Below are 26,544 nucleotides of genomic sequence, written 5' to 3'. Positions count from 1 at the left end.
AACGTCGTACCCATGCGGTGTGTCAAGCGCTTGATGCATTTGTACTTTTCCTCCCTTGACTCCATTTTTATACAGTACCAAATTTCCAACCAAACCCGGCAGCTTGTTACTTTTCTTCTGTGCCTTGCCGGAGCTCAGGAGGCCACATGTTGCCACGCTCGAGCGAGGCTTTGCCACCCCGCAAACCCTGCGTCCGCAGATCTCACCTCTGCTGCCGGCGCTTCGTTCGGTCAGGCTGCCACAAAGCGGACCTCAATGAATGTCTGCAATTGGACGAGCCCCTAGTTCAATATGCCAATACGGATGACTGCAACGGGCACTTTGCTGCAGTTCAGTTTAAGTTTTCGAAGGGCCGAGAGTGTCGTCAGCAGTAACGGCCAAGCCCGCCACCAAGTGGTCGATCCACGCACGCAGCTTGGGCGCCTGATAGCGCTGCGAGGGGTACAACAGCCAGAGCATGCCGGCGTAGTCGGTGAGGTGCTCCCAGTCGTCCAAGACCGGTAGCAAAGCTCCGCTGCGCAAGGCCGCGCGCGCACAAAACTCCGGCAAGCTGGCGATGCCCAGATCGGCCAGCGCCCCTTCCAGGCGCATCTCGCTGTGGTTGGCTACATAGCGCCCGCTGACCCGCACCGTTGGTTCCTCCGCCCCACGGCGAAAGCGCCAATGCCGATCGCGCTCGTCTTCACCGAGATAGAGGCAGGCATGGGCCGCGAGTTCGCGAGGGTGCTTAAGGCCACCGCCATGCGCGGCCAGATAGGCCGGGCTGGCGCAAAGCATATGGCGCAGCTTGAACAGGGGTCGCCCAGCCAGGCCCGGCGGCGGCGTGTCCGTGACGCGGATGGCCAGATCGATGGACTCATCGAACAAGTCCAGCGCGCGGTCGGTCACCACCATTTGCAGATCGACCTGCGGGTAGCGCTGCAGGAACGCCGGCACCAGCGGGTGCACCAGCTGGCGCGCAATCGCCTTGGGGCAGCTGATCCGCAACAAGCCCTGCGGCTCGGCCGAGGCGGTATCGCTCAGCGCCAGCACCTCGCGCGCCGCCACCAGCATCGCTTGGCAACGGATGTGGGCGGCCTGGCCGGCTTCGGTCAAACGAAGCTTGCGGGTGCTGCGCTCCAGCAGGCGCACCCGTAGAAGAGCCTCCAGCCGCGCAATCTGGCGGCTCACTGCCGAGGGGCTGAGCCCCATTTTTCGCGCTGCGGCGGAGAAGCTGCCGGCCTCCACCACGCAAGCAAAAGCCGCCATATCCGGCAGGCTGTCAAAGGCCTCATTGATGCTCATGGCGCACAAATGCTATTCCGATGACCGGGATTATCAATCTATGCGCTCAACTGAACAATGACAGCACATCGCCTCATTCTCTTCAGCTTCTGATTCCGCCCCCGCCATGAGCCATTCCCTGCGTCTTGCCGACGCCTCATCCCCCACCCCCAGCCGAAGACTGATGCGCCTGGCGGACCTGATGCTCTTGCTGGTGGCCCTGGTCTGGGGCACCAGCTATGGCGTCGCCAAAAGTGCGCTGCAGTTCTACCCGGTGCTGGGCTTTCTGGCTTTGCGCTTTGTGCTGACCTTTGGCCTGCTGCTGCCCAGCCTCTTGCGCTGCACGCCGGCGCAGCGCCGCGATGCGCTGCGCTGCGGCCTGCCACTGGGCCTGCTGATGCTGAGCATCTTTTTGTGCGAGACCTTTGGCTTGGCCCTGACCCTGGCCAGCAATGCGGCCTTTCTGATCAGTCTTTGCGTGGTCTTCACCCCCTTTGTCGAATGGGGCCTGCTGAAGCGCCGGCCAGCGCGAGCGATGTTCGGCTTTGCGGGCGTGTCCTTGCTGGGCGCGGCCCTGCTGAGCGGCGGCTTGCACGGCCAGCTCGGCCTGGGGGACGGCTTGATGCTGGCGGCCGCCCTGCTACGCGCACTGACGGTGTGCATGACCTCGCGGCTGACGCAGGCCAGCAGCGCCCCGGCACTGGCCTTGACCGCAGTGCAGTCAGCGGTGATCGGCTTTGGCAGCTTGGCGCTGGCCTTGACGCGGGCGCTGAGTTCGGCGCCCCAAGCCGTTTCATTGCTGCCTCTGCCCAGCCAGCCCGTTTTTTGGTGGGCCACGGTCTATTTGGTCCTGGGCTGCACGGTGTTTGCCTTCTTCGCCCAGAACTGGGCACTCAAGCACAGCACGCCAAGTCGCTTCGCCTTGCTGACCAGCAGCGAGCCAGCCTTCGGCGCCTTGTTTGCGGTTGTGGCCCTGGGCGAGACGCTCAGCCCGCTCGCCTGGCTGGGCGGCGGCCTGATCGTGCTGGCGGCGTTGTGGACCAGCGCCCGGCGAGGCTGAAGCCTTGGCAGGCACTAGGCGGGCACCAAAGGCGGGCCTGAAACCCGCACCAAATCAAGGCAGTCTCCCTAAGCGCCCCAAATAGGCGCAAGCTTGGCATCACTCGAGCCGCAGCCGCCTTGCAAAAGCAGGCACAGAGCTTGCGTGGTTCAGCTCAAACCTAGCCGCCGGAGACCGCCCCATCATGCATGCGCTGACCCTCCCCGCCCCCGGGCACCACGACGAGATGCTGCTCGCCAGTGGTGCACTGCGGCCGCACTACCAGCAGTTCGCCAACTGGCTGCATGCCCAAACCCCCGAGGCCCTGGCCAAGAAGCGCGCCGAGGCCGATCTGCTTTTCCACCGCGTCGGCATCACCTTTGCCGTCTATGGCGACGAGGCCGGGGCCGAGCGCCTGATCCCCTTTGACACCGTGCCCCGCATCGTGCCGGCCGAAGAATGGACGATGCTGGAAGCCGGCCTGCGCCAGCGCGTCAATGCGCTGAACCGCTTCTTGTGGGACATCTATCACGATCATGAGATCGTCAAGGCCGGCCTGGTGCCCGCCGAGCAGGTCTTTGCCAATGCGCAATACCAACCGGCCATGCAAGGCCTGGATCTGCCGCACGGCATCTACGCCCACATCACCGGCGTGGACCTGATCCGCCATTCGGACGGCGGCTACTACGTGCTGGAAGACAATTTGCGCGTGCCCAGCGGCGTCAGCTATATGCTGGAAAACCGCAAGATGATGATGCGCTTATTTCCGGAGTTATTCGCCAAGTACCCGGTCGCGCCGGTGGCGCATTACCCCACCCTCTTGCTCAACACCTTGCGCCACGCCAGCCTGGCCGAGACGCCGAATGTGGTAGTGTTGACGCCCGGCCCCTTCAACAGCGCCTATTTCGAGCACGCCTTCGTGGCCCAGCAAATGGGCGTGGAACTGGTTGAAGGGCAAGACTTGTTCGTCAAAGACGAGTTCTTGTACATGCGCACCACGGTGGGGCCGAAGCGGGTGGATGTGATCTACCGCCGCATCGACGACGCCTTCTTGGACCCGCTCGCCTTCCGCGCAGACTCGATGCTAGGCGTGCCCGGCCTGCTCTCGGTCTACAAAAAAGGCCATGTGATCCTGGCGAATGCCATCGGCACCGGCGTGGCGGATGACAAGTCCATCTACCCCTATGTGCCGGACATGATTCGCTTCTACCTCGGCGAAGAGCCCATCCTGCACAACGTGCCGACCTGGCAATGCCGCAAACCGGCCGACCTGGACCATGTGCTGAACCATATAGCCGAGCTGGTGGTGAAGGAGGTGCACGGCGCCGGCGGCTACGGCATGTTGGTCGGGCCGGCCTCCACCGCCGCCGAGGTCGAAGACTTCAAAGCCCGGGTGCGCGCCAACCCCAGCAACTACATCGCCCAGCCGACGCTGTGCCTGAGCAGCTGCCCCACCTTTGTGGAGAACGGCATCGCCCCGCGCCACATCGACCTGCGCCCCTTTGTGCTGAGCGGCCGCGAGGTCAGCATGGTGGCCGGCGGCCTGACCCGTGTGGCGCTGAAACAAGGCTCCCTGGTGGTGAACTCCTCGCAAGGTGGCGGCACCAAAGACACCTGGATTTTGGAGGCTTGATGGCTCCCGGGCAGTGGGCTCGACTGATGTGGCGCCGACAAGGCTCTCGACTTTGAATGGAGTTTTCAAATGCTATCTAGGACCGCTGCGCAGCTCTATTGGATGAGCCGTTATGTGGAGCGCGCCGAGAACTTGGTGCGCATGTTGGATGTGACGCACTCGTTGTCTTTGCTGCCGCAGTCGCGTGGCGCGATGACCGAATTGGCGGCGCCGCTGGCCGTCACCGGCACGCTGGAGGCTTTTGCGGCCAGCCAGCACACGCTGGAGGCCGAGGCGCTGTTCAACTTCATGGCGCTGGACTTGAGCAACCCGGCTTCGGTGCTGAGTTGCCTGCGCTCGGCGCGTGAGAACGCCCATGCGGTGCGCGGGCAGATCACCACCGAGATGTGGGAAGCCATCAACAGCACCTGGCTGGAGGGACGCGAGTTTCCCAAGCGCGGCATCGCCAGCGTTTCCAGCTTCTTTGACTGGGTGAAGGAGCGCTCGCATTTGTTTCGCGGCGCCACTTACGGCACGCTGCAGCGCAATGACGCGTATTGCTTCATTCGGCTGGGCACCTTCGTCGAGCGCGCCGACAACACCGCCCGCCTGCTGGATGTGAAGTCGCAGCTGATCGAGCCTGCGGTGCCCAGCCTGGCGCCGGTGGACATGCCACATGAGAGTGCGCCGGACTTTTATGCCTGGAGCGCGCTCTTGCGCTCGCTTTCGGCTTTTGAGGCCTATCACGCGGTCTATCGCGACAGCCTGGATGGCCGCCGCGTCACCGAGCTGCTGATCCTGCGCCCCGATGTGCCACGCAGCTTGCGCGCCTGCTGTGACGAGATTCGTGGCATCCTGCCGCAGATCGAGGCACGACCGGGTGCCCTCGATGCAGGGCGCGAGGTCAAGCAATTGGCCGGACGCCTGTCTTTGCGGCTGGAGTACGGCGCGGTGGATGAGATCCTCAGCACCGGCCTGCACCGTTGGCTGACCGGCTTTTTGGACGATGCGGCCCAGCTCAGCGACGCGATACGCGCCGCTTATCTGGAAGCGAATTGAAGTTCAACATTTCCTAACCGGTTATTCAAGTGCATCTCAATATCGCCCACGAAACGGTTTACCGCTACGCCAGCCCGGTCAAGCGCAGCACCCAATACCTGCGGCTGACGCCCAGCGACGGCCCCAGGCAAAAGGTGTTGAGCTGGGCCTTGAGCCTGCCTGCCCAGGCCAGCCGCTGCCTGGATGCCTACGGCAATGTCATGCATGTGCTGACCCTGGATGAGCCGCATCTGGAGATCCATCTGCATGCACGCGGCGTGGTCGAAACCGATGACGGGCCGCCTCAGCCCGAGGCCTCCTTGCAACAGTTTCCGCCGGCGGTGTTTCTGCGCGACTCAGCGCTGACCCAGGCCGATGCGGCCCTGCACGCCTTTGCTCAGGCTCATGCCGGCGCGGTGGCCGCCGATGCCTGGGAGGGTCTCTTGGGCCTGATGCAAGCACTCGGCGAGCACATGCCTTACACGCCGGGCGAAACCGATGCCGCCACGCCGGCCGCGCAAGCTTTTGCTTCGAGGCTGGGAGTCTGCCAAGACCATGCCCAAGTCTTCGCGACCTGTGCGCGCCTGCTGGGCCTGCCGACCCGCTATGTGTCCGGCTATCTGGCCGCCGACTTTGAACATGTGGCCAGCCATGCCTGGGCGGAGACCTGGCTGCCCGAGCAGAACGGGCGCCCGGCGGGTTGGCTGGGCTTTGATGTCTCCAACCAATGCCTGGCCGATGGACGCTATGTGAAGCTGGCCCTGGGCGCCGACTATCTGGACGCCTGCCCGGTGCGCGGCATGCGCTTGGGCGGCGGGCTGGAGGCGATGCGCGCGGTGGTGCAAGTCTCGGTGGCTCAGGTCTTGCCCGAACAGTGAGGCTGCGGCCAAAGAAGATAATCTCGCTCAGCCCCAGCTCTAGCCTGACTCCTCGCCATGACTTACTGCGTTGCCATGCGTCTCGACGCCGGCCTGCTCTTCGCCTCCGACTCGCGCACCAATGCCGGCGTCGACCACATCGCCACCTTCCGCAAGATGAGCGTGTTTGAGCAAGAGGGCGAGCGACTGATCGTTTTGCTCAGCGCCGGCAATCTGGCCACCACGCAAAGCGTCATCAGCCTGCTGCGACAAAGGCTGGAACACGAAGGCGAGCATCTGCTGAACCGCAGCTCCATGTACGACGTGGCCGAGTTGGTCGGCCGCACCGTCAAGGAAATCGTGGCCCGCGACGCGAACGCACAGTCGCTCGGCCAGGGCGTGGACTTCGGCGGTAACTTCATTGTCGGCGGCCAGATTCGGGGCGAGGAGCCACGACTCTTTCATGTCTACGCCCAAGGCAACTTCATCGAGGCCTGCGAAGACACGCCTTACTTTCAGATTGGCGAGAGCAAGTACGGCAAACCCATCATCGACCGCGTCATCAACACCGGCACCTCGCTGAAGGAAGCCGCCAAGTGCACGCTGATCTCATTTGACTCGACCATTCGCAGCAATCTCTCGGTCGGCCTGCCCATCGACATGCTGCTCTACCGCGCCAATAGCTTTGCCAAGGCGGAGCCGCACCGCGTCACCGCCGACGACCCCTACTTCAACAAGCTGCGGCGCGGCTGGGGCGAGGGGCTGAAACGCGTCTTCGCCAAACTGCCGGACGAAGACTGGTTCAGCTGAAGCCCCAAAGATAGGAGGCGGGGCCCGCCCGCCTCATGGCTCAAGCCCGGCGACGACGCGCTTGCAGGCCCAGCAGTCCCAGGCCCAGGGCCATCAGACCGTAGGTCGATGGCTCAGGCACCGGGGCGATGGCGCTCAAGACGATCAGCTGCGACTGCACGCCGGGCAGGGCCGAACCGGTCTGGTCTTGCTCAGCCACCAGGTAGATGGTGCCCTTTTCGTCAATGGTCACGCCTTCGATGCCATTGTTCGGCAACACGGAGCTCAGATCAAAGCTGCTCAAGACCTGACCCTGGCGATTGACCTCCACCAGCTGACGTGAACCCAGGCTCAAGACCAGCAGATGGTCCGCAGCCGAAGTCCCGGCCAGCGCATCGACGGACGACAAGGTCTGCACATCGGACAAGGTGCTCAGCCCCATGAGGGTGGGGTCGAACAGGCTGCTCATCTGAGCCACGCCGCCACCCGGGGGGGTGGAGCCATCGCCCGAGGTCGAAGGCGGATTGCCGGTGGCGGCGGCAAAGCTGAGGTTGCCAGCCAACACGTTTTGCGGGGTTTGCTGTTTGACGGTGATGAAGCTGCCGCCATTGCGAGCGTCGTAGCTCAGGCCTTCGATGCCGTTATTGCCGACCTTGTCGTTCGCGATCGAAACAAAGTTGTTCTTCAGCGCGGCGCTGCCACCATTCACAAAGCTGAATTTGTAAACGTCTTGCAGACGCTCTTCGCTGACGGCCAAGACGCCGCCGCCCAGATAAGCCAGGCCTTCGGTGTCATGCTTGGTGCTGCCGGTGCCCGTCCAGTCAAAGGCCATCTTGCCCAGCACCTGGCCGGTCAGAGAGATTTCCACCACGCCGGTGCCCTCATCACCGACATAGAACAGGCTGCCGCGATCGCGCGCATAGCTGACGGCGGATGCCTCCAAGCCCGAGATTTGACCGGCGGTGGTGCCGCCCAGAACATCCAGGGCATAGGTGGCGCTGACTTTGTAATTGGCCAAATTGAGGCTATTGCCCGCGTGAGCGAAGCCAGCACTTGCGGCCGCAAGGGCCACGATCAGGTGTTTGATATTCATATCGCGTTTTGAAGGGAGACCTGGGGAAGAAACAAGCTTGGCGCTTGCGGACAAACAGGCTGAGCAGGCTCAAACCGGCCCGCGTCAGCGCACGCATGCCGACGGACTGATGCCAAGAGCGGCGCCAGTGTGGCCAAGCTGTGTGACAGATTGATTGGCCAGTCTGCCAAAGGGCTTGAATTCTTCAGCAACCCACCCTGGCTAGGGGGAGGGCATCGCTCGAATGGGCGGAAGTCGGGCCGGCAAAGGTCTATGTTGCAGTGCACAATACCGGCATTGCAACTGCGCCAGGGAGCCGGCATGCGTCGCGTCGTTTTCAACCAAAAGGGTGGGGTCGGCAAGTCCACCATTGCCAGCAATCTGGCCGCCATCGCCGCCCACCAGGGCCAGCGCACCTTGCTGGTGGACCTGGACCGACAAGGCAATTCAACCCGCTATTTGCTAGGCGAGGCGGCGGATGACGCAGGGCCGGGCGCGGCCGAGTTTTTTGAGACCACGCTGAAGTTCAGCGTCAGGTCGCCCAAGACCAGCGACTTCATTGTCGAGACCCCTTGGGAGAACCTGCATCTGATGCCTGCCGGCCCAGCGCTGGATGAGTTGCACAGCAAGCTGGAGAGCCGCTACAAGATTTACAAGCTGCGCGACGCTTTGATCGAGCTGGGCGAAGACTATGACGAAATCTGGATCGACACCCCACCCTCGCTGAATTTCTACACCCGCTCGGCCCTGATCGCTGCCCAGGCCTGCCTGATCCCCTTCGACTGCGATGACTTCTCGCGCCGGGCGCTGTATGAGTTGATCGAGAACGTCCAAGAGATCCAAGCGGATCACAACAAAGACCTGGTCGTGGGTGGCATTGTGGTCAACCAGTTTCAAGCGCGCGCCGCCTTGCCGCAGCGCACGGTGCAGGCCTTGATCGATGAGGGCCTGCCGGTGCTAGCGCCGTATTTGAGCGCCAGCGTCAAGGTCAAGGAATCGCATGAATTGGCGCGACCGATGATTCACCTCGACCCCAAGCACAAGCTGAGCCAGGAGTTCGTCGCGCTCTACCAGGCGCTAGGCTGAGCCTTGGGCGGCGGCTCAACGCGATTGCGGCCTAGCTTCTTGGCTTGACGCAAGCGCTCGTCGGCCACATGAATCAGGGCTTCCAGGCTGACGTGATCATGCAACTCGACGACGCCGAGGCTGCAGGTCACGACGGGCTTCACATTGTTGAGCAGCGGTCGTTTGGCCTCGATGGCCAGGCGAATCCGCTCCGCCAAAGCGCAAGCTTGCTCCAACTGCGTTTCGGGCAATAGCAGCATGAATTCCTCGCCGCCCCAGCGTGCCAGCACATCGCCGCTGCGGCGCTCCTGCGTCAGCACTTCGGCCACTTGAATCAAGGCCTGGTCCCCCGCTTGATGGCCGCCATGCTCATTGATCTGTTTGAAATGGTCCAAGTCCAACATCACCAGGCTGAGAGGGCGACCATTTCGCAGCGCGGTGCTCCACACCGATTCCGCCAACTCCCAGAACGAGCGGCGATTGCGCAGCCCGGTCAGGGGGTCCAGGCGCGAGAGCTGCTCCGCCCGCAAAGCCGCACGCTGCTGTTCACGCACCCAATGGGCAAGGGCCAAGACCAGCAAGGTGGCCTCGATCACGATGCCAAGCTCCAGCGCGTGAAAGGTCCAGTTGCGATAGGGCATCAAGCCACAGACCGACAAAGCAGTGATTGCCGTGCCCACCATGCCGCACAGCGCCGCCATCAAAAAGTAGCGCCCGGCCAAGCGCCCATGGCGCAAGGTCAGTACGCCCAGCGCCACCATGAGCACGGTAAAAACACTCACAAAAGCAAATGCCAAATAGGTGGCCGCAACATGTTGGCCGGCCAGGTAGAGCAAGGCCAAGCTCGACAGACCTAGCGCGCAAAACCAGCGCACCGTTGCAAGCACCCGCGGCGCATGTTCGGCCAAGGCCAAGAAGCGCGCAGCGAACAAAAGTCCGCTGCAACCGAACAAGACCATCAGCGCCAAAATGATGTGGCGTTGGATCAAAGGGGAGTCCGGCCACAGCCAGGCATAGCCATGTCCGGTGTACGCCATATTCACCCCGATGATGGAGAGCAAATACAAGCCGTAAAACAAATAGCTGCGCTCCCTGAGGCCCAGATAAATCATCAGGTTGTAGGCACACAGCGCCAGCAAAAAACCATACAGAAAACCGTAGCCGTAGCTCAGCTGGCGCTCAATTTGATGGGCCTGCTCCGCCGTCATCAGAGTCAGGGGCAGCAGCATGGGATCGTTAGAGGCCAGCCGCACATAGAGTTCGCTGCGGCCGACTTCAATCGGTACGGGCAAGACGAAACCCTGCACCGGCGTCAAACCCTGTGCAGGCACTTGCTCGTCTCCCGTCAGTGCCCGGTATTGCGTTTGGCCCTCGGGGCTGAGCACATAGACCTCAAGCCGATCGAGCCAGGTGGTACCGACTTGAAGATGCAAGTTCAAGGCTTGCGGCTGTGGGTTGTCGATGCGCAAGCGCAACCAAACCGGTCGCGCCCCAAGGCCGAAGCTGAGCACCGGCTGAGTCCCCGGATGGAAGTGCGCCGCGCGGGCTTGCTGCAAGTCCAAAGGCTGCCCAGGCGCTTCCACAAAAACCTCGACGCGGTCGCCCAGGGTGATCGGCGCCTGTAGCGCCACTTCGCTCAAGACCAAGGTGTTGGCGAGGGCGAACCTGGCCGCAAAAAGCAGGACCAGCGCGCAAAAGATCCCGCGCAAAAAAGAGGCCCACGGCCGAAGCGACAACACGGGCCACCGCCCGCGCTGCATTGACGACAAGAAAAATGGGGACTGGTTGACCATCGCGCAAAGCGCCCTCCACACCGAGAGTCTAAGCCGGCGGCTCCGCTGCAATCTGATGAAAAGCAGGCGCGGAATCGAGGACAAGACTTGATGCAAGCGCGGCACTGGGCCGAGCCTCGACTGGCGCATCGCTAACACAGAGATCGCTGGTCAGCCACCTTACCCTAGCCCTTCCGTCAAGTTTGCAAATCCAGTGCCGATAGGTGAGGATCAGACCTGACCCCACCGGGGCTGAACTGCGCCACTCTTGCTGAGGAGCTCTGTGCATGAAACTGAATCTGGCCCAAAGGATTTTGCTTTCCAACGTACTGCTACTGAGCATCTTCCTCGTGATCTTGGCCGCGGTGATGGGGATGATGAGTCGGATGAACACGGTCAACACCGACATCACCGAGAACAATATTCCGCAGCTGACCTCTTTGTCGGCCTTGAATGATTCGGTCAACGGGCGCGGCATCGCCCTCCGCAATCTGGCGATACTGCCCAGCGCCAAACACGAGGCCGAGCTAGCCACGCTGGGCAAGCTGCGTGAGCAAGGCAATCAGGCGATCAAGGAGATCGAAGCTCAGTTTGTCCCTGGTGACGCCACAGCCGAAGAGATCGCCGAAGCCAAGGAAATCATTGCCAAAAATCTGGCCTCACGCACTTTGGTGGACGAACTGGTCGCCCTGATCCGCGCCGGCAAAAAAGATGAATACATCGAGTTGCTGTACAGCCGCTACGACGGCCTGGAGGACGAAATCCTGGCCCTGCTCGACAAGCTCAGCACGCAGATGGAAGCCGGCGCCAAGGCCGATGGCCAGACGGCCGCGGCCAGCTATGAGAGCTCGCGCTTGACCGTCATCATCGGCATCTTGGTGGCGATTGGCTCGGCCTCTTTGCTGGGCACGGCCTTGCGCCGCTATGTGCTGCGCCGCTTGGGGGCCGACCCCGCCGATCTGGCCGATATTGCGCAGCGCATTGCCGATGGCGATTTGCGCGCATTGAAGCACCAGGGCGTCACCTTTCAGGGCAGCGTCATCCAAGCCATGGCGACCATGCAGCAGTCCTTGGCCAGCTTGATTCAAGCGGTGGGCGACAACGTCAAGCAAGTGGCCAATGCCAGCGAAGAGATCGCGCTGGCCAGCCATGATCTGAGCACCCGCACCGAGCAGCAAGCGGCCAATCTCGAGCAAGTAGCGGCCACTGCACAAGAGCTCAACAGCAGTGTGCAGCGCACCTCGGTCTCGGCCCACGAGGCGCATCAGTTGTCCAATGCCTCCAGCCAGGCCGCGGACGCAGGAGGCCTGGCAGTCGGCCAGGTGGTCAACACCATGGAACAGATTCAGGCCTCCTCGCGTCAGATTGGTGAGATCAGCTCGGTGATTGACGGCATCGCCTTCCAGACCAATATCTTGGCACTGAACGCCGCGGTAGAGGCTGCACGCGCCGGTGAACAAGGACGCGGCTTTGCAGTGGTCGCCAGCGAAGTGCGCAGCCTGGCGCAGCGCAGCGCCGAGGCGTCCAAACAGATCGGTGCGCTGATTGCGCGCTCCACCGAGACCGTCAATGACGGCGCCGGCCTGGTGGAGAAGGCCCGGCTGACCATGGACGATTTACGCGGCTCGGTGCAGAAGGTGCAAAGCATGATCAGCGAGATCTCCAGTGCCACGCAAGAGCAGGCCAACAGCTTGGGCGAGGTGTCGCAAGCGATTCGGCAACTGGATGAGATGACACAGCAAAACGCTGCCATGGTGGAAGAAACCACCGCGTCTTCAGAAAACCTGCGCCGCATGGGCGCCGAGTTGAAGCAGCACACCGAGCGCTTCCAGGTTTAGGTCGCGCGGGCGCCTGGATCAATTGCTTGAGCGATTGCTTTAACGATTGCTTGAGCGATTGCTTGAGCGATTGTCTGATTGCTTGCTTGACTGAGTCAGTTCCATTCCGCATGCCTCCAGGAGGACCGCAGATGTTGTGGACGCCGCTTTCTTCCCCAGTCTCTCTTGCTGCTGGCGCCTCGCCTCGCCCGACCGCTTGGCCTCAAACGCTGGCCATGGTCGGAATGCTGGGTCTGGCGCTCGCCGCCGACCCCGCTTCAGCCGGCCGTCCGCTCTCCAGCGACGACGCCGCCACGGCCGACGCCGGCAGCTGTCAGCTCGAAGGCTGGGGCGAAAAATCCGGCAGCAGTCGAGCTTGGGTGCTGGCCCCGGCCTGCGGCGTGGCCGACGGTTGGGAGATCGACCTCGACTACACCCATCCTCAACCGCAGGACGAGTTGCGCGGCGAAGCCGGCTTTGCGATCAAGTGGGTGCCTAAATCCTGGTCCCTGTTGACGCCTGCCGGCACCCTCAATTTCGGCCTCAAGGTCGGCGTGGGCTATGAACGACCGGTCGATGGCGGCTGGCGTCGCAGCGGTCAAGGGCTCTTGGGCCTGGCCACCCTGGTGGTCAATGAAGACTTCGCCCTGCACGCCAACCTGGGGCCCCATCAAGACCGGGCCAGCAATCAGGTCGGCACGGCCTTGAATCTGGCCTTGGTTTGGGTGCCGCATCCGGCGGGCCTGCTGTTCGCCGAAGTGCAGACAAACGACCGGCGGGCCATGATGGGCCCAACCCAGCGCACCGTAGGTGGCTTGTGGTGGGTGACGCCCGAGAAGTTTGGCCTGAGTTTGACGATCAGCCGGCCCGTCGGCAGCAGCGAAACGCAGTGGACGCTGGGCTTTGGCTGGTACGGTCTGGGCGCTTGGACCAACACGCCCTGAGCTCTCTCGCAGTCCCGAATTTTCGTGATCAATTGCACAAACTGGGGCGAACCCGCCCCCTGGGGCAAGGGTGGCGCCACCGGCCCTGAAGACGTAAGCTGGCGCCATTGTTCTTGATGCCGAGCCGCTAGGCCGGCCTCTCGCTCTCTCCTCACTCCCCTTATCAAGGCAGTTTTCATCATGAAGCACCGCATCTCTTCCTTCGCACTCTTGGCCCTGAGCCTGTTGGGCGCCAGCGCCCAAGCTGCGGCGCCGGTGGCCGAGTCGGCCGAGATCAAGGCTTTGCGCGGCGAATGCGCCAGCAAGTACAGCGCCGGCTACGCCCAGGCCGATGCCGCCAAGTCGGCAGAAGGCGCCGAGTACACCTTTGTGTATCACAAGGGTCAGTACAAGGGTGAGCATGTGGCCGGCCAAGAACTGGCTTGCACCGAACAGCAATACGCCGCTTACCTGAACACGGTGGACATGGACCGCGTGATGGGCGCCTACCCCACCGCCGCCGGCCGCCCCAGCGTCAAGGCGCCTCGCCTGCCGCGCACGCCCTCGGCGGGCAAGTAATTCGCCTCGCCCGGAAGTTCCGGGCCGAAGCATGAAAAAAGGCCTGGCAGCGTCCGCGCTGTCAGGCCTTTTGTCTTGATGCAGCAGGCAAGCCCTCAGAGCGGGCCGTCGACCCGCATCGAATAGTCCACCGCCCGCACATCCTTAGTCAGGCGGCCAATGGAGATGCGGTCCACGCCGGTGGCGGCGATCCAGCGCAGCTGCTCCAGCGCCACGCCGCCCGACACCTCCAACAAGGCGCGGCCGGCGGTCAAGGCCACCGCCTCGCGCATCATGGGCTCGGTGAAATTGTCCAAAAGCACGCTGACCGCGCCGGCGTTCAGGGCCTCTTGCAGTTCGGCGATGGACTCGACTTCCACCTGAATGTCCACGCCCGCATTCAAGGCCTGTGCTGCCTTCAAAGCAGCGCTGACGCCGCCGGCCGCAGCGATGTGGTTCTCCTTGATCAAGATGCCGTGGTACAAGGCCAGGCGCTGATTGGCGCCGCCGCCGACCCGCACCGCGTACTTCTGCGCCAGGCGCAAACCCGGTAAAGTCTTGCGGGTGTCTAGCACCGCGCAGCCGCGCGGATTGCTGCTGGCGCCCTCGATCGCCTTCACATGGGCATGCGTCAGGGTCGCGGTGGCGGACAAGAGCTGCAGGAAATTGAGCGCCGGCCGCTCGGCCGACAACAGCAAACGTCCATCAGCCTCGATGCGGCAGACCACCGTGTCGGCGGCCATCTCGGCGCCTTCGGCATAGAGCCACTCGATGCGGCTGCTGGGGTCCAGGGCCGCAAAAACGCCTTCGAACCATTCGCGGCCGCACAGCACCGCCGCCTCGCGCACCCGCACATGGGCCCGAACCCGGCGCCCGGCCGGCACCAGCTGAGCGGTCCAGTCGCACACGCCCACATCCTCGAACAAGGCGTCGCGGATATTGCGTTGGCGGGCTTCGGCGAGGGTTTCGTTGTGGTCAAACATGGCGGCTGATAGAGAGATCTGAGCCGCCAGTTTAGAACCTTGAACGCTTCAATCGGGCGCGACGATGTTCAGGCTCAAGGCCGGCAGGCCGTCGATATGCCCGGTGATGATGTCGCCGGGCACGACCGGGCCGACGCCTTCGGGCGTGCCGGTGTAGATCAGATCGCCCGGATGCAGATGGTAGAACTGCGAGAGATTAGCCACGATCTCAGGCACGCTCCAGATCATGTCGGCCAGATCGCCGCGCTGCTTCTCCACGCCATTGACGGCCAAGGTGATGCTGCCTTTGTCCATGGCACCGGTCTCACTGGCCCGCACCAACTCGGTGATGATGGCCGACTGGTCGAAACCTTTGGCCGTGTCCCACGGGCGTCCGTTGGCTTTGGCGTCGGCCTGCAAATCGCGGCGGGTCATGTCCAGGCCCGCCCCAAAACCCCAGACCGCAGCTCGCGCCACCTCAGGCGTGACCTTGAAGACCGGCGCGCCGATGGCGATCACCAGCTCCATCTCGTAGTGGTAGTTCTTGGTCGCGGGCGGATAAGCCACCGTGGACCCCGAAGGCACCAGGGCGGTGGCCGGCTTGCTGAAGTAGAACGGCGGCTCGCGGTCGGGGTCCGAGCCCATCTCGCGCGCGTGGGCGGCATAGTTGCGGCCCACACAGAAAATACGCGACACCGCGTAACGGGCACTGCTGCCGCGCACCGCAACGCTGGGCTGCACGGGCAAGGGGAAAATGTATTCGCTCATAGCTTTGTCCTGCCAAAAAGAGGAGCAAGGAGATGGAAATGCCGGAATGGCAGAGCATACGACCCTGACTGGCAACATGGCCGCGCGCTATCCCTGGGAGCCCGAATTTTGCAGTTCCGCCCACAATCGTTTAGGGTGACGCCCATGTTTGTGCCTTGCCCCACCCCTTTGCCCTCCAATTTGAAGCCGCTGAACAAGCCATTGGCGGACACCCACAGGCCTGCCGTGGGCCTCGCCCTGCTCAGTGCGGCGCTGCTGTTGGGCCTGGGCGGCTGCGCCAGCCGCACGCCTCAAACACCCAGCAACAGTGGCAGCAATAGCACCAGCCCGAGCCGCCCCAGCAGTTGGCCCGACAAAGATGGGCCGGAGGCGGTGATCCCGCCCAATCTGCATCAGGTGCCGAATGCCACGCCGCAGCTCGAGCCCATTCGCAAGGGAGGGCCGAACAAACCTTATGAAGTGCTGGGCCAACGTTACGAGCCCATCACCGAAGACAAGCCCTTGGTCGAGCGCGGCCTCGCCTCCTGGTACGGCAAAAAGTTCCACGGCCGTTCCACCAGCAGCGGCGAGATTTACAACATGTATGCCATGACCGCGGCCCACCCGACCATGCCGATTCCCAGCTATGCCCGGGTGCGCAACCCGGCCAATGGGCGGGAGATCGTGGTTCGCATCAACGATCGCGGCCCCTTTCATTCCACCCGCGTCATCGATCTCAGCTACACCGCCGCCTTGAAGTTGGACATCTTGCGCGGGGTCACCCCGGTCGAAGTGGAACGCATCACCTTTGAGGACATTCGCAGCGGCGCCTGGCAGCGCGGCAAGGGCTTCGAGCTTGGCCAGCCTGAGACCGCGGTGTTTGCCGCCGCCGAAGCCGAAGGCGCCGCCCAACGCGAAAGCACCGCGCAGATTGCCGAGGCCGGAGCCGCCACGCGCCCGGTGGCCGTGGTCAGCACACCGCGCCACGCCGCGCCAGGCTTTTGGGTGCAGCTGGGGGCCTACAGCAAGCTCGACGGTGCCGAGACTTTTCGGCAGCAGTTGCTGAAGGAGCTGGACTGGATGGCGCCGCTGCTGGCCGTGTTCAAGGATGGCGGCTTGCATCGCCTGCAAGCCGGCCCCTATGGTTCCCGCGATGACGCCCGGCAAGCGGCCGAGCGCGTGCGCCTGGCCCTGAACCTGACGCCGGTGGTGGTGGAGCGGCGTTAGCCAAGCCACCCACTAACGCCCACCCCCGACGTCAATCAAACTGCCCACGGTGTAACTGGAGTCCTCGGACAGCAGCCACAGCACCGCCTGAGCCACTTCATCGGTCGTGCCCATGCGCCGCATCGGCAGGCCCGCCACGGCATCATCAAGCAAATGGGCCATGCCACCCGAGGCATGGATCTCGGTATCGATGATGCCCGGCCGCACCCCGTTGACCCGAATACCTTCGCCAATCAACTCGCGCGCCAGACCCAGGGTCAAAGTGTCAATCGCGCCCTTGCTGGCAGCGTAGTCCACATAGATATTGGGCGAACCCAGCTGCGCGGCCCGCGAGGACATATTGACGATGACGCCGCCTGCGCCGCCATGCCGGGTGCTCATGCGCTTGACCGCTTCGCGCGCACACAAGAGGCTGCCGATCACATTGACCCCGAAGACCTGCTGCCATCGGGCCACGCTCATCTCCTCCAGCCGCGCCAAAGGCGCGACCACGCCGGCGTTATTCACCAAACCTGCCAAGCGGCCGTCTTGTTGGTCAATGTGTGCAAACATTGCCTGCACCTGCGCCTCATCGGACACATCGGCCTGCACGACAAAGGCTCGGCGCCCGAGCGCCCGCGCCTGTTCGGCCACCAACTCAGCGGTGCCGCGGTCCCGGGCGTAGTTGACCGCAAGGTCCCAGCCGGCTTTGGCACAAAGCAGGCTGATGGCCGCACCGATACCGCGCCCACCGCCCGTGATCAGAATAATGTTCGGCTTCATGAAGCTCCCATTGTGTACGCCCAAGGCCTGGGCGATCATGAGGGTCAGATCATGCCTTCCCATCCACCATTCGCATCAGCCTCGTGACCTCCTCCGCCCCACTTGCCCATGGAAGTTTTTGATACCGGCACCTTGACCACGGTCACGGCCGTGATCAACGGCTTCATGGCCTTGGTCTGGTTGCTGCTGGTGCAAGCGTTTCGCATCGCGCCGGCGGCTGGTCGCTTGCTGGCTGGGGCCTATGTGATGTTCATTCCCGGCCTTTTGTGCCTGAGCTGCTTGGCTTGGTGGCCGGGCTGGCTGGGCGCTTGGCCGCAGGTGCTGAGCAATCTGGCCGGTTTCACGCTGATGAGCCTGGGGGTCCGGCGTTTGATGCTGCTGAACCAAAAGCGCATCGATCTGCTGCTGATCTCGGCCAGCGCGACCCTGGCCGTGCTACTCGCCGCGCTGCTGGGTTCCTTTCGCTGGGGCATGCTGGCGATGTCTCTATCGACGGGTTTGCTGTTCCTGCTGTGCTCGCGAGATGTGTTGAGCGGCACACGCGCCGGCCAACCCGCTTGGGTCACGGCCCTGCTGGCCATGCCCTTCATGTTGACCAGCCTCTTGCTGCTGGCGCGTGCGGCGACTTTCGCCTGGCGGCCCGACACCAGCAGCTTGCTCATGCCCCGGCAGCCTGCCAGCGCCGGCCTGGCCTGGCTGTATCTGCTCTTGACCCTTTTGATCGCGCTGGGCTTGGTCAGTGTGGTGGTGACGCGGCTGATCGGGCGCATCCAACACATGGTCTTGCGTGACCCCCTCACCAATGCCTTGAATCGGCGCGCCTTCGGTGGAGAACTTCGGCATTTGCAGGCCCAGATCGAGCGCGGGCATCAACATAGCTTGGTGATGATCGATGTCGATCACTTCAAGCAAATCAACGACCGTTTGGGTCATGCGGCCGGCGACGCGGCGTTATTGCATCTGGTGGCGGTGCTGCAAGCCAATATGCGCGAGCTGGACCAGTTGGGCCGCCTCGGTGGCGAGGAGTTCTGCCTCTTGCTGCCCCACACCGCGCTGGCCGACGCCAGCCGGGTGGCCCAGCGCATGTGCGAAGCCTTGCGGCGCCAGCCCTTCAGTTGGAAAGAAGCGCCGGTGGCCATGACGGCCAGCTTCGGGGTGGCCGCCTGCCAGCCGGATGATCCGCAGGGCGAAACCACCTTGGCCATGGCGGACTGGCTGCTCTACCGCGCCAAGTCGGAAGGCCGAGACCGCATCTGCGTGGCCGAAGCCGGTGCCCTGCTCGGCAAGATGGTGAAGCCATGAGCACAGGCTCCGAACCGCTGACCTTGTTGGCGGCCATCATGCTGGTGTTCTTCATCGCCAGCCTGGCCTGGGGTCTCCTGGCCAGCGCCGCGCAGGTCGAGCCGCGCATGTGCCAATGCCTGGCGCTGGTGAACGCCTTGCTGGCCGGCTCTTTGGCGGCCCATGGCCTGCGCGGCCATGCCCCTGCCTTGCTGAGCTATTGGGGCTCGGATGTGATGGGCATCGCCGCGATTGCCTTGTTGCGCGCCAGCATGCCGGCATTGAATGCGCCGCGCCTGGCTTGGCGCAGTGCCTTGGCGGTGCTGCTGCCAGCGGCGCTAGTGCTGGCCTTGCTGCCTTACCAAGGCGATATGCGCTGGCACTCGCGGCTGATCTTTCTGAGCATGACGCTGCTGAGCGTGATGGCCAGCGTCGACGCCTGGCAGCAATTGCGCATTCATTTGGACCGAAAAATGGCCACCGTGCTGACCGGCCCACTGTTTCTGATCAGCGCCATGATGCTGTCGCGCTTATTGGAGTCCCTGTTGCGCCCCGGGCAAACTACCGACGTATTGGGCAGCGGTGACTTCAATGTGGCTTGGCTCTGGTCAACGCTGGTCATGAACCTGGTGGTGAATGCCACCATGGGCTTGCTGGTGATGACCAAGCTGATCCTGCGCATCCAGCGCCTGACCCGCCGTGATCCCTTGACCGAGGTGCTGAACCGGCGGGCGCTGAGCGAGGCCATCGAAGTCGAGCACACACGGCTGCAACGTGGCCGCAGCTATGCGCTGGTGATGATCGATATGGACCACTTCAAGCACCTCAACGACACCTTGGGTCATGCCGCGGGCGACGCGGCGCTGAAGCGTGCGGTCGAGGTCTTGAGCCCGTGCGTGCGAGACATCGACCGCTTCGGCCGCTTGGGCGGAGAAGAGTTTTGCATGCTCCTGCCGCTGACCGACTTGGCCGGCGCCTTGTTGGTGGCCGAGCGCATGCGCCACAACTTGGAACACAGCAACTTTGAATGGTCAGGCAAGCCTTGGCCTTTGACCGCCAGCTTTGGCATTGCCGAAGGACGGGCCACCGACGCCAGCGCCGATGATGTGCTGCGCCGCGCCGACCAGGGCATGTACAAGGCCAAGGCCCAGGGCCGCAATCTGGTGCAGGCCGCTGAGGCCTGATCCTGCGCCTTACTTGCTGGTCGGCATCACAAACTCAGCGCCCTTGGCCACGCTGGCCGGCCAGCGCTGCATGATGCTTTTTTGCTTGGTGTAGAAGCGCACGCCCTCTTCGCCATAAGCATGCATATCGCCGAACAGGCTCTTCTTCCAGCCGCCAAAACCATGCCAGGCCATGGGCACGGGAATAGGCACATTGATACCCACCATGCCCACCTGCACACGGCGGGCGAACTCGCGGGCCACATTGCCGTCACTGGTGTAGCAGGCCACGCCGTTGCCGTACTCATGGTCGTTGACCAGTTGCACCGCCGCTGCGAAGTCAGGCACGCGCACGCAGGCCAATACCGGGCCGAAGATCTCTTCCTTGTAGATGCGCATGCTGGGTGTCACATGATCAAAGAGCGTACCGCCGGTGAAGAAGCCGTCTTCGTAACCCGCGACCTTGTGGCCACGGCCATCGACCAGCAACTGCGCGCCTTCTTCGACGCCGATACCGATATAGCCCTCGATGCGCTCACGCGCCTCGCGAGTGACGATGGGGCCCATTTCGGCATCGAGTTCCATACCGTTCTTGATCTTCAGTGCGCGCGCGCGCTCGGCCAGCTTGGGCACGATCTGGTCGGCCACATCGCCCACCAAGACCGCCACCGAGATCGCCATGCAGCGCTCACCAGCGGAGCCGTAAGCAGCGCCAATCAAAGCGTCGACCGTCTGCTCAATGTCAGCATCGGGCATCACCACCATATGGTTTTTGGCGCCACCCAAGGCCTGCACCCGCTTGCCCATGGCGGCGCCGGTTTGGTAGATGTACTGGGCAATCGGGGTCGAGCCGACAAAGCTCAGCGCCTTCACATCTGGGTGATGCAGCAAGCCGTCAACCGCCAGCTTGTCGCCTTGCAAGACCGTGAAGATGCCGTCCGGCAGACCGGCCTGCTTGAACAAGTCGGCCACCAACAAGCTCGGCGATGGGTCACGCTCGCTGGGCTTCAGGATGAAAGCATTGCCGGTGGCAATCGCCAAGGGCGCCATCCACATCGGAACCATGAAGGGGAAGTTGAAGGGCGTGATGCCGGCCACCACACCGAGTGGTTGACGCAGCGTCCAGTTGTCCATGCCGGAGGACACCTGCTCGGTGAAGTCGCCCTTGAGCAAATGCGGGGCGCCGCAGGCGAACTCGACGATGTCGATGCCGCGAGCGACCTCGCCCAAAGCGTCGGTGAAGACCTTGCCATGCTCGGCGGTAATCATGGCCGCCAACTCCTCCTTGTGGGCATTGAGCAGTTCCAAGAACTTGAACATCACCCGTGCGCGGCGCAGCGGCGGCGCATCGGCCCAGGCCGGGAAGGCCGCCAACGCCGACGCCACCGCCGCATTCACATCCTCCTGGCTGGCCAACTGCACCTGCCGGGCCACTTGGCCGGTGCTCGGGTTGTAGACCGCTTGGCTGCGGCCCGAGCTGGCGGCTTGCGGCCGGCCATTGATGAAGTGGGTGATGTCTTGGCTGCTGCTGTAAGCGGCGATCTTGGGGCTGTTCATACAAAGTCTCCTGGGAATGCTGCGCAGTCTAGGCAGGCCCTTTGCCCTTGCCAATCCAGTTTTGTCGATTTGATTGTTCAATAATATGAACAATCATGAGCCCAAAAGCACCCGAACTTCGACAAGACTTGCTGTGGGGACAGTTGCATGCACTGACTGTGATCGCCCAGCTCGGCAGCTTCACCAAGGCGGCGCAACGTCTGGGCCTGTCCAAGGCCGCCATCAGCCAGCGCATCAGCGAGCTGGAGCGCAGCATGGGCGTGACCCTGGTGGCGCGCACCACCCGATCGGTGCGTTTGAGCGAGGCCGGGCTGCGTTTGGTGGAGGACACCGAAGCCAGCTTTGCCCACATCAGCCGCACCCTAAACGCCACCCGAGACGCGGTCGGGCAAGCGCGGGGGCTTTTGCGCGTGACCGTGCCGGTGGCATTGGGCCGGCAACATATCGCGCCCGCGCTGCACGCCTTCTTCAAGCAATACCCAGAGATCCGCATCGAACTGGATCTATCGGACCGCTTGGTGGCGCTGGCGCAAGAGGGTTTCGATCTGGCCCTGCGCCACTGCTCAGCGCCGCCGGACAGCCATGTGGCCGTCAAGCTCTGCGGCTCGCGTGCGCTGCTGGTGGCCAGCCCAAGCTATCTGAAACAGGCCACCCCCATCACACATCCGCAAGCGCTGAGCGAGCACGCCTGTCTGCCTTATCTGCGCCCCGGCCCGGCCGTTTGGTTGTTTGAGCATCAAGCAGCGGGCGACGAGCCGCAACGCCTTCGCGTCCCTGTGCAAGGGCCACTGCGCGCCAGCAATAGTGAGATCTTGCGGGACGCCGCCCTGGACGGCTTGGGCCTGACCCTGCTGCCCGACTTCAGCGCCGCCCCCGCGCTGCAGAGCGGCGCCTTGGTCGAAGTGCTGCCCGACTGGCGCCCGGTTGGTTTTTTCGGCGACGCCATTTACGCCGTTTACCCCTGGACCAGCCATACACCTCGGCCTTTGCGGCTCTTGATTGATCACCTCCGGCAAGTTCTGGCGGCGGGATTCCTGCTTGAACGTTGAGCGGCGGGTGCCAAGCACCCTGGAACCTAAGGATACGGCGGTGATCAAGCCACTTGGGGGCACTGCGTCGCTCCTGTCCCCCGCTCCGAGCTTCGCTCGGGTCTCCTCCTTAACCTCGCGCCACAGCACCCCCAAGCGGCCTGATCCGGCAAAGCCGTGCCTTTCGTAAAAGTCGCAGATCGATGGAACTGCCGAGTGGCGTTGGGGGCGCAATTCCACGAGGTAAAGGAGGAGCTGGCGCCTGCAAGGTGACAGCGGGGGACAGGAGTGGAATTGCGCCCCCGACGACGCTCGGCACCTGGCAAACCCTGGCCACCTGCGCTGCACCGCTGCCTGAGGCAGTTGTGTCCCTCCAAACCTCAAAAAAAACGCCCGCCTGGCAAGCCAGGTGGGCGCTGAAAGTCCTCGAAAGGACGTCGTTGGGATCGGTGCAAGGCACTGGTTGCATGTCTTGCTTGGGTCCAACTGTAGAGACATGACCCCAGCCCCACCATCCCCACCAAGTGGGATGCCCAAAGTCACGCTCAATGCAAGCGTGGCAGTGCTTTGCCGGCGGAGGTAGTTCGGCGGGACAATAGACCCATGAACCAAGCCAAGCCCCCTCGCTCTTTCTCGTCTCGCCCACCAGCGCAATCGCGCGGCTCGGCGCAGCGCGCAGCACCTGCCCGCAAACCCGCGAACGCTCAGCCGACGCCTCCCGCGCCACTGCGCCCGCTGGACGAAGCCGAGATGGATCAGTTGCAAGACATGTTGGACCACGTGCCTGCGCCGCTGGAGCCGTTGGATGTCAGCATGCTGGATGGTTACTTGGTCGGCGTCTTGTTGCAGCCCAAGGCCGTGCCCACTTTCGATTGGTCACGCCATGTGCTGGACAGCGAAGAGGGACGCAGCCCGCCCGCTGGCTTCGACAGCAAGGCCTTGATGGCGCTAGTCAAACGGCGCTATCAGCAGTTGAATCAGGCCATCACTCAGCGCCAATGGTTTGACCCCTGGGTGTTCGAGTTGGCCAGTGAATATGAAGATGAGGAAGAGGGTGATGATGACGAGTCCGATCCCTCCGAGGTGCTGTTCCCCTGGGTGGCGGGCTTCTCGCTGGCTTGCGAGTTGTTCCCTGACCTGATGCGCAAGAACGCCGCCGATCTCTTGGAGCCGCTGGCGGCGATCTTTCGCCACATCGACCCGGAAGATTTGGAAGACGCCGACGACTTGCTGGAAGAAATCGAGTCGCTGGAGCCGGCTGCCAATTTGGAAGAAGCGGTGGAAAGCCTGGTCAGCGCCTGCTTGATGCTGGCCGATGTGTCGCGCCCGCAAGCCAAGCCCGAGGCGCCGCAGCGCCCACCAGCGCGACGTGGCCCCCCGCCGCGCGGCCGCTACTGATCAATTCATGGCCTGAGCGCGAAGCTTCATCAAGCCCGGCGACGTCGGGCAAGCCAGCCCACCACACCCAGGCCGCTGAGCAGCATGGCGTAGGTGGCGGGCTCGGGAACGGCCGTGGTGATATTGCCGGTGAAGCCGTTCCACGAAATCTTGCCGCCCTGATTCAGCTGGTTGACCAGCACCGAGCCCTGGATGGTGTTGAAGTTATTCAGCGTGGCATTGGGCGCCAGGATCACACCACCGAATTGATTGTGGATGGTGAGATCAGTCGCTTGGTGGAAGTTCCAGATTACCTTGCTGCCCAACTCGGAGGCACTTCCGTTCAAGAAGTTGCTGGCGAAGTTCAAGCTGGTCTCATCCACATTGAAGATCACCGTGTTGGCGCCCTTCAGATCAAAGGCGAACTCGCCTTTGGAAAAGATCTGCTTGTCCATGCTGCTCAGGTCAAACACGGCCAGGCCTTGGCTGTTGGCCACCGCACTGAAGGTCACGCGATTGCCTTGCCCGCCGTCGCTGATGTTGACCGTGCTGCCGGTGCTGGCCAGTTGACTCAGAGAGGTCGACAGTCCTTTGATCGAGGCAGCAAAGTCCGTGCTGTTCGCGGCTTGAGCCGCTGCGGTGGCTTGGCTGAGCTTGCCGCCATTGAACTGGTTGTTGGCGCTGGGGCCGGCCACATAGCTGGGGCCATTGAAATGGTTGTTGACCGCCCCGCCGAGCACCGAACTGCTGCCTTGGTTGACGATGCTGTTGCTCAGGCTGCCCATGATGACAGCGCCCTGGCCGTTCACCTGCATGCCGTTGGCCGAACCCATGACGGTCAGCCCGGCATAGTCAGAGCTTCCCATCGCACCCGGTCGCGCGCCAAAAACGCCTCCATTCAAGCTGCCGCCGATGAAGCTGCGGCCATCCACTTGCTGGTTGTTGGACACCGCATTGCCCAAGGTGACCAGATTGAACTGCGTCAAGATTTGCTGCGCCGACAGGGGCGCGGCGGCTGAGGCGGGCGCGGCCATGGCCGTCAGCGTTACAAAAGAGGCGAAGGCGCGGATCGTCGTTTTCATGCAACTCCTTAGCTTGGGTTAACCCTAAGTTTGCCTGAGTTTCAAGCAATCCTATTGAGAGCTAAGTCTAAAAATGCTAGGAGAGAAAACGTAGCAAAGGCCGATTTTTGGCCGCTTTTGCTTCAGTTCAACTGCGTCAATTCATTGGCCAAACAAGCGCGCCGCATGCAGGCCCAAACCCGTCGCGACGGAGGCAAAACGGTCGCCACGCACCTGCGCCGCCGCCGGATAGTCCGCAGCGATGCGCTCGGCCAGCAGACGCAAACCGGTGGAGCCACCAGTGAAGTACAGCGCATCGATTTGCTCGGGCTTCAAACCCGCTTGGGCCACCGCATCGCGGCCGGCCTGAGCGATGCGGTCGATGTCAGCGCCGATGGCGGCCACGGCCACCGCCTCGGTCAGCTCGATCTGCAAGCCGTTTTCCACCACGCTCAGGTCGATAAGGGTGTCACCACCGTTGGCCACCGCAATCTTGGCGGCCTCTGCACGCGCGGCCAATTCATGGCCCAGATGGTCTTCCACCACCGTCATCAGGCGCTGGTGATGCTGCAGATTGCCGTAGAAGCTGCGCATATTGCGCAACTCGGCGACCCGCAGCGGGCTGTAGACCGTGTTGATCAAATGCCAGGTGGCGAGGTCGAAGTACACGCCGCTGGGCACTTCGCGTGCCGGTGCACCCGGGCGCTCGGGGCCGAAAGAGCGGTAGCCGAATTCGCGCAAGACACTGGCGAGTTCGACATGACGGTCAAAGTCGGTGCCCGCAATATGGACGCCATGATTGGCCAGGATGTCGTCGCGCCGGTCGACGCGCTGCATGCGATCCGGGCCCACGCGCACCACGGAAAAGTCCGAGGTACCGCCGCCAATGTCGGCGACCAAAACAATCTGCTCACGCTCGCTGTGCTGCTCGAAGTCAAAAGCCGCCGCAATCGGTTCGAACTGGAACTGCACCTCATCGAAGCCCACGGCACGCGCCGCTTGCTCCAAAGAGGCCTGCGCCGCCGCGTCGCGGGCTGGTTCACCGTCCACAAAAAAGACCGGCCGGCCCAGCACCAGCTGATTCAAGTTCAGCGCACGGCCCTCGGCCTGGGCCGAGTTCATGGCCGTCTGGCGCAAGCGCTTCAGATAACCGGACAAGATGTCCAAGTACTTGACGCCCCGGCCGCCGCCCACATCGGTGGTTTGGTCGATCAAGCCGGAGCCCAGAATGCTCTTCATCGAGCGCATCAAGCGCCCGTCGACGCCCTCGACATAGGCCGCCACCGCCGCCCGGCCAAAGGCTCGCGGCGGGCCATCGGCATCGTGGCGCCCTTCGACGAAATAGAACACCGCCGTTGGCATGGTGAGCTGGCCAGCTTCCAACTCCACCAGACGCATGCCGCCGCTCCCGTCTTGCTTTGCAATCGCAATGGCGGAATTGGAGGTGCCAAAGTCAATGGCACAAAACGAAGGAGTGGACGGCGTGGAAGGCATGGCGGGCTACGGCGAGAGGGGCGCGGATTGTAAGCGCCCGGGCCTCGCCGGCCGCGCGGCAAGCCCCTAAGGCTCGCGCG

General features: G+C 63.2%; 23 protein-coding genes. 14 read left to right on the top strand and 9 right to left on the bottom strand.

What is annotated here, in order from left to right:
* Window positions 1–336 precede the first annotated feature (336 nt).
* The gene (locus LNV06_RS12780) at window positions 337–1,284 is read right to left on the bottom strand and encodes a LysR family transcriptional regulator (RefSeq protein ID WP_263538674.1); all 948 of its coding nucleotides are present in this window, start codon (window positions 1,282–1,284) and stop codon (window positions 337–339) included.
* Between the two features lie 106 nt (window positions 1,285–1,390).
* On the opposite strand from LNV06_RS12780, the gene LNV06_RS12775 reads away from it, so the two are divergent.
* The 5 genes from LNV06_RS12775 (at window position 1,391) to LNV06_RS12755 (ending at window position 6,619) form a co-directional block, all read left to right on the top strand.
* Window positions 1,391–2,323, top strand: a complete 933-nt coding sequence (locus LNV06_RS12775) for a DMT family transporter (RefSeq protein WP_263538673.1) — start codon at window positions 1,391–1,393, stop codon at window positions 2,321–2,323.
* A gap of 184 nt (window positions 2,324–2,507) precedes the next feature.
* A complete protein-coding gene (locus tag LNV06_RS12770; RefSeq protein WP_411970115.1) occupies window positions 2,508–3,935 on the top strand; it encodes a circularly permuted type 2 ATP-grasp protein in 1,428 nt (475 codons plus the stop codon).
* A gap of 69 nt (window positions 3,936–4,004) precedes the next feature.
* Entirely contained in the window at window positions 4,005–4,973 is a 969-nt protein-coding gene (locus LNV06_RS12765) for an alpha-E domain-containing protein (protein WP_263538672.1), read from the top strand.
* Window positions 4,974–5,002: 29 nt separating this feature from the next.
* Window positions 5,003–5,830, top strand: a complete 828-nt coding sequence (locus tag LNV06_RS12760; RefSeq protein ID WP_263538671.1) for a transglutaminase family protein — start codon at window positions 5,003–5,005, stop codon at window positions 5,828–5,830.
* Window positions 5,831–5,887: 57 nt separating this feature from the next.
* Window positions 5,888–6,619 (top strand): proteasome-type protease, encoded by a 732-nt coding sequence (locus tag LNV06_RS12755; protein ID WP_263538670.1) that lies wholly within the window; start codon window positions 5,888–5,890, stop codon window positions 6,617–6,619.
* A gap of 40 nt (window positions 6,620–6,659) precedes the next feature.
* Here LNV06_RS12755 and LNV06_RS12750 read toward each other — a convergent pair whose 3' ends face one another.
* Window positions 6,660–7,691: an SdiA-regulated domain-containing protein gene (locus LNV06_RS12750; protein WP_263538669.1), complete on the bottom strand. Its 1,032-nt coding sequence runs from the start codon at window positions 7,689–7,691 to the stop codon at window positions 6,660–6,662.
* 300 nt (window positions 7,692–7,991) lie between these two features.
* Here LNV06_RS12750 and LNV06_RS12745 point away from each other — a divergent pair, with 300 nt between their 5' ends.
* A complete protein-coding gene (locus tag LNV06_RS12745) occupies window positions 7,992–8,756 on the top strand; it encodes a ParA family protein (RefSeq protein WP_263538668.1) in 765 nt (254 codons plus the stop codon).
* Here the strand turns inward: LNV06_RS12745 and LNV06_RS12740 are convergent.
* Complete coding sequence (locus LNV06_RS12740) at window positions 8,738–10,381, bottom strand: sensor domain-containing diguanylate cyclase (protein WP_263538667.1); 1,644 nt, start codon at window positions 10,379–10,381, stop codon at window positions 8,738–8,740. The two genes, LNV06_RS12745 and LNV06_RS12740, sit on opposite strands and share 19 nt — an antisense overlap.
* Before the next feature lie 413 nt (window positions 10,382–10,794).
* Here LNV06_RS12740 and LNV06_RS12735 point away from each other — a divergent pair, with 413 nt between their 5' ends.
* From LNV06_RS12735 to LNV06_RS12725, 3 genes are all read left to right on the top strand, one after another.
* Window positions 10,795–12,345 (top strand): methyl-accepting chemotaxis protein, encoded by a 1,551-nt coding sequence (locus tag LNV06_RS12735; RefSeq protein ID WP_263538666.1) that lies wholly within the window; start codon window positions 10,795–10,797, stop codon window positions 12,343–12,345.
* Window positions 12,346–12,560: 215 nt separating this feature from the next.
* The gene (locus LNV06_RS12730; RefSeq protein WP_263538665.1) at window positions 12,561–13,268 is read left to right on the top strand and encodes a PA4824 family protein; all 708 of its coding nucleotides are present in this window, start codon (window positions 12,561–12,563) and stop codon (window positions 13,266–13,268) included.
* Window positions 13,269–13,448: 180 nt separating this feature from the next.
* Window positions 13,449–13,826, top strand: coding sequence for a hypothetical protein (locus tag LNV06_RS12725; protein WP_263538664.1), 378 nt, complete (start codon window positions 13,449–13,451; stop codon window positions 13,824–13,826).
* Between the two features lie 95 nt (window positions 13,827–13,921).
* On the opposite strand, the gene nadC is transcribed toward LNV06_RS12725, so the two are convergent.
* A complete protein-coding gene (gene nadC / locus LNV06_RS12720) occupies window positions 13,922–14,788 on the bottom strand; it encodes a carboxylating nicotinate-nucleotide diphosphorylase (RefSeq protein ID WP_263538663.1) in 867 nt (288 codons plus the stop codon).
* A 48-nt stretch (window positions 14,789–14,836) separates the two neighbouring features.
* Window positions 14,837–15,535, bottom strand: a complete 699-nt coding sequence (locus LNV06_RS12715) for a fumarylacetoacetate hydrolase family protein (RefSeq protein WP_263538662.1) — start codon at window positions 15,533–15,535, stop codon at window positions 14,837–14,839.
* Window positions 15,536–15,679: 144 nt separating this feature from the next.
* On the opposite strand from LNV06_RS12715, the gene LNV06_RS12710 reads away from it, so the two are divergent.
* Window positions 15,680–16,741 carry a septal ring lytic transglycosylase RlpA family protein gene (locus LNV06_RS12710; protein ID WP_263538661.1) on the top strand — a complete coding sequence of 354 codons (1,062 nt, stop codon included), beginning with the start codon at window positions 15,680–15,682 and terminating at the stop codon, window positions 16,739–16,741.
* Between the two features lie 12 nt (window positions 16,742–16,753).
* Here the strand turns inward: LNV06_RS12710 and LNV06_RS12705 are convergent, their stop codons facing one another.
* Complete coding sequence (locus LNV06_RS12705) at window positions 16,754–17,503, bottom strand: SDR family oxidoreductase (RefSeq protein ID WP_263538660.1); 750 nt, start codon at window positions 17,501–17,503, stop codon at window positions 16,754–16,756.
* Between the two features lie 108 nt (window positions 17,504–17,611).
* On the opposite strand from LNV06_RS12705, the gene LNV06_RS12700 reads away from it, so the two are divergent.
* Both LNV06_RS12700 and LNV06_RS12695 read left to right on the top strand, forming a co-directional pair.
* Window positions 17,612–18,805 carry a sensor domain-containing diguanylate cyclase gene (locus LNV06_RS12700; RefSeq protein WP_263538659.1) on the top strand — a complete coding sequence of 398 codons (1,194 nt, stop codon included), beginning with the start codon at window positions 17,612–17,614 and terminating at the stop codon, window positions 18,803–18,805.
* The gene (locus tag LNV06_RS12695; protein WP_263538658.1) at window positions 18,802–19,968 is read left to right on the top strand and encodes a GGDEF domain-containing protein; all 1,167 of its coding nucleotides are present in this window, start codon (window positions 18,802–18,804) and stop codon (window positions 19,966–19,968) included. The genes LNV06_RS12700 and LNV06_RS12695 overlap by 4 nt, the downstream gene beginning before the upstream one ends.
* Before the next feature lie 9 nt (window positions 19,969–19,977).
* Here the strand turns inward: LNV06_RS12695 and LNV06_RS12690 are convergent, their stop codons facing one another.
* Window positions 19,978–21,504, bottom strand: coding sequence for a CoA-acylating methylmalonate-semialdehyde dehydrogenase (locus LNV06_RS12690; protein ID WP_263538657.1), 1,527 nt, complete (start codon window positions 21,502–21,504; stop codon window positions 19,978–19,980).
* A 95-nt stretch (window positions 21,505–21,599) separates the two neighbouring features.
* Here LNV06_RS12690 and LNV06_RS12685 point away from each other — a divergent pair, with 95 nt between their 5' ends.
* Both LNV06_RS12685 and LNV06_RS12680 read left to right on the top strand, forming a co-directional pair.
* The gene (locus LNV06_RS12685; RefSeq protein ID WP_263538656.1) at window positions 21,600–22,553 is read left to right on the top strand and encodes a LysR family transcriptional regulator; all 954 of its coding nucleotides are present in this window, start codon (window positions 21,600–21,602) and stop codon (window positions 22,551–22,553) included.
* Window positions 22,554–23,135: 582 nt separating this feature from the next.
* The gene (locus tag LNV06_RS12680) at window positions 23,136–23,930 is read left to right on the top strand and encodes a YecA/YgfB family protein (RefSeq protein ID WP_263538655.1); all 795 of its coding nucleotides are present in this window, start codon (window positions 23,136–23,138) and stop codon (window positions 23,928–23,930) included.
* 29 nt (window positions 23,931–23,959) lie between these two features.
* Here LNV06_RS12680 and LNV06_RS12675 read toward each other — a convergent pair whose 3' ends face one another.
* Together LNV06_RS12675 and LNV06_RS12670 are read right to left on the bottom strand one after the other, a co-directional pair.
* Window positions 23,960–24,991: a choice-of-anchor A family protein gene (locus LNV06_RS12675; protein ID WP_263538654.1), complete on the bottom strand. Its 1,032-nt coding sequence runs from the start codon at window positions 24,989–24,991 to the stop codon at window positions 23,960–23,962.
* Window positions 24,992–25,132: 141 nt separating this feature from the next.
* A complete protein-coding gene (locus LNV06_RS12670) occupies window positions 25,133–26,464 on the bottom strand; it encodes an Hsp70 family protein (RefSeq protein WP_263538653.1) in 1,332 nt (443 codons plus the stop codon).
* Between the last annotated feature and the right edge of the window lie 80 nt (window positions 26,465–26,544).

This window comes from Paucibacter sp. Y2R2-4, assembly GCF_025717535.1.
In the GTDB taxonomy this organism is placed as follows: Bacteria; Pseudomonadota; Gammaproteobacteria; order Burkholderiales; family Burkholderiaceae_C; genus Paucibacter_A.
This window is presented reverse-complemented; position numbering and strand designations above follow the sequence as displayed.

Excerpts from the sequence above, each read along its gene's own strand:
- LNV06_RS12780 (WP_263538674.1), bottom strand. The coding sequence starts at position 1,284 with ATGAGCATCAATGAGGCCTTTGACAGCCTGCCGGATATGGCGGCTTTT.
- LNV06_RS12775 (WP_263538673.1), top strand. The coding sequence starts at position 1,391 with ATGAGCCATTCCCTGCGTCTTGCCGACGCCTCATCCCCCACCCCCAGC.
- LNV06_RS12770 (WP_411970115.1), top strand. The coding sequence starts at position 2,508 with ATGCATGCGCTGACCCTCCCCGCCCCCGGGCACCACGACGAGATGCTG.
- LNV06_RS12765 (WP_263538672.1), top strand. The coding sequence starts at position 4,005 with ATGCTATCTAGGACCGCTGCGCAGCTCTATTGGATGAGCCGTTATGTG.
- LNV06_RS12755 (WP_263538670.1), top strand. The coding sequence starts at position 5,888 with ATGACTTACTGCGTTGCCATGCGTCTCGACGCCGGCCTGCTCTTCGCC.
- LNV06_RS12750 (WP_263538669.1), bottom strand. The coding sequence starts at position 7,691 with ATGAATATCAAACACCTGATCGTGGCCCTTGCGGCCGCAAGTGCTGGC.
- LNV06_RS12745 (WP_263538668.1), top strand. The coding sequence starts at position 7,992 with ATGCGTCGCGTCGTTTTCAACCAAAAGGGTGGGGTCGGCAAGTCCACC.
- LNV06_RS12735 (WP_263538666.1), top strand. The coding sequence starts at position 10,795 with ATGAAACTGAATCTGGCCCAAAGGATTTTGCTTTCCAACGTACTGCTA.
- LNV06_RS12730 (WP_263538665.1), top strand. The coding sequence starts at position 12,561 with ATGGTCGGAATGCTGGGTCTGGCGCTCGCCGCCGACCCCGCTTCAGCC.
- LNV06_RS12725 (WP_263538664.1), top strand. The coding sequence starts at position 13,449 with ATGAAGCACCGCATCTCTTCCTTCGCACTCTTGGCCCTGAGCCTGTTG.
- nadC (WP_263538663.1), bottom strand. The coding sequence starts at position 14,788 with ATGTTTGACCACAACGAAACCCTCGCCGAAGCCCGCCAACGCAATATC.
- LNV06_RS12715 (WP_263538662.1), bottom strand. The coding sequence starts at position 15,535 with ATGAGCGAATACATTTTCCCCTTGCCCGTGCAGCCCAGCGTTGCGGTG.
- LNV06_RS12710 (WP_263538661.1), top strand. The coding sequence starts at position 15,680 with ATGTTTGTGCCTTGCCCCACCCCTTTGCCCTCCAATTTGAAGCCGCTG.
- LNV06_RS12705 (WP_263538660.1), bottom strand. The coding sequence starts at position 17,503 with ATGAAGCCGAACATTATTCTGATCACGGGCGGTGGGCGCGGTATCGGT.
- LNV06_RS12700 (WP_263538659.1), top strand. The coding sequence starts at position 17,612 with ATGGAAGTTTTTGATACCGGCACCTTGACCACGGTCACGGCCGTGATC.
- LNV06_RS12695 (WP_263538658.1), top strand. The coding sequence starts at position 18,802 with ATGAGCACAGGCTCCGAACCGCTGACCTTGTTGGCGGCCATCATGCTG.
- LNV06_RS12690 (WP_263538657.1), bottom strand. The coding sequence starts at position 21,504 with ATGAACAGCCCCAAGATCGCCGCTTACAGCAGCAGCCAAGACATCACC.
- LNV06_RS12685 (WP_263538656.1), top strand. The coding sequence starts at position 21,600 with ATGAGCCCAAAAGCACCCGAACTTCGACAAGACTTGCTGTGGGGACAG.
- LNV06_RS12680 (WP_263538655.1), top strand. The coding sequence starts at position 23,136 with ATGAACCAAGCCAAGCCCCCTCGCTCTTTCTCGTCTCGCCCACCAGCG.
- LNV06_RS12675 (WP_263538654.1), bottom strand. The coding sequence starts at position 24,991 with ATGAAAACGACGATCCGCGCCTTCGCCTCTTTTGTAACGCTGACGGCC.
- LNV06_RS12670 (WP_263538653.1), bottom strand. The coding sequence starts at position 26,464 with ATGCCTTCCACGCCGTCCACTCCTTCGTTTTGTGCCATTGACTTTGGC.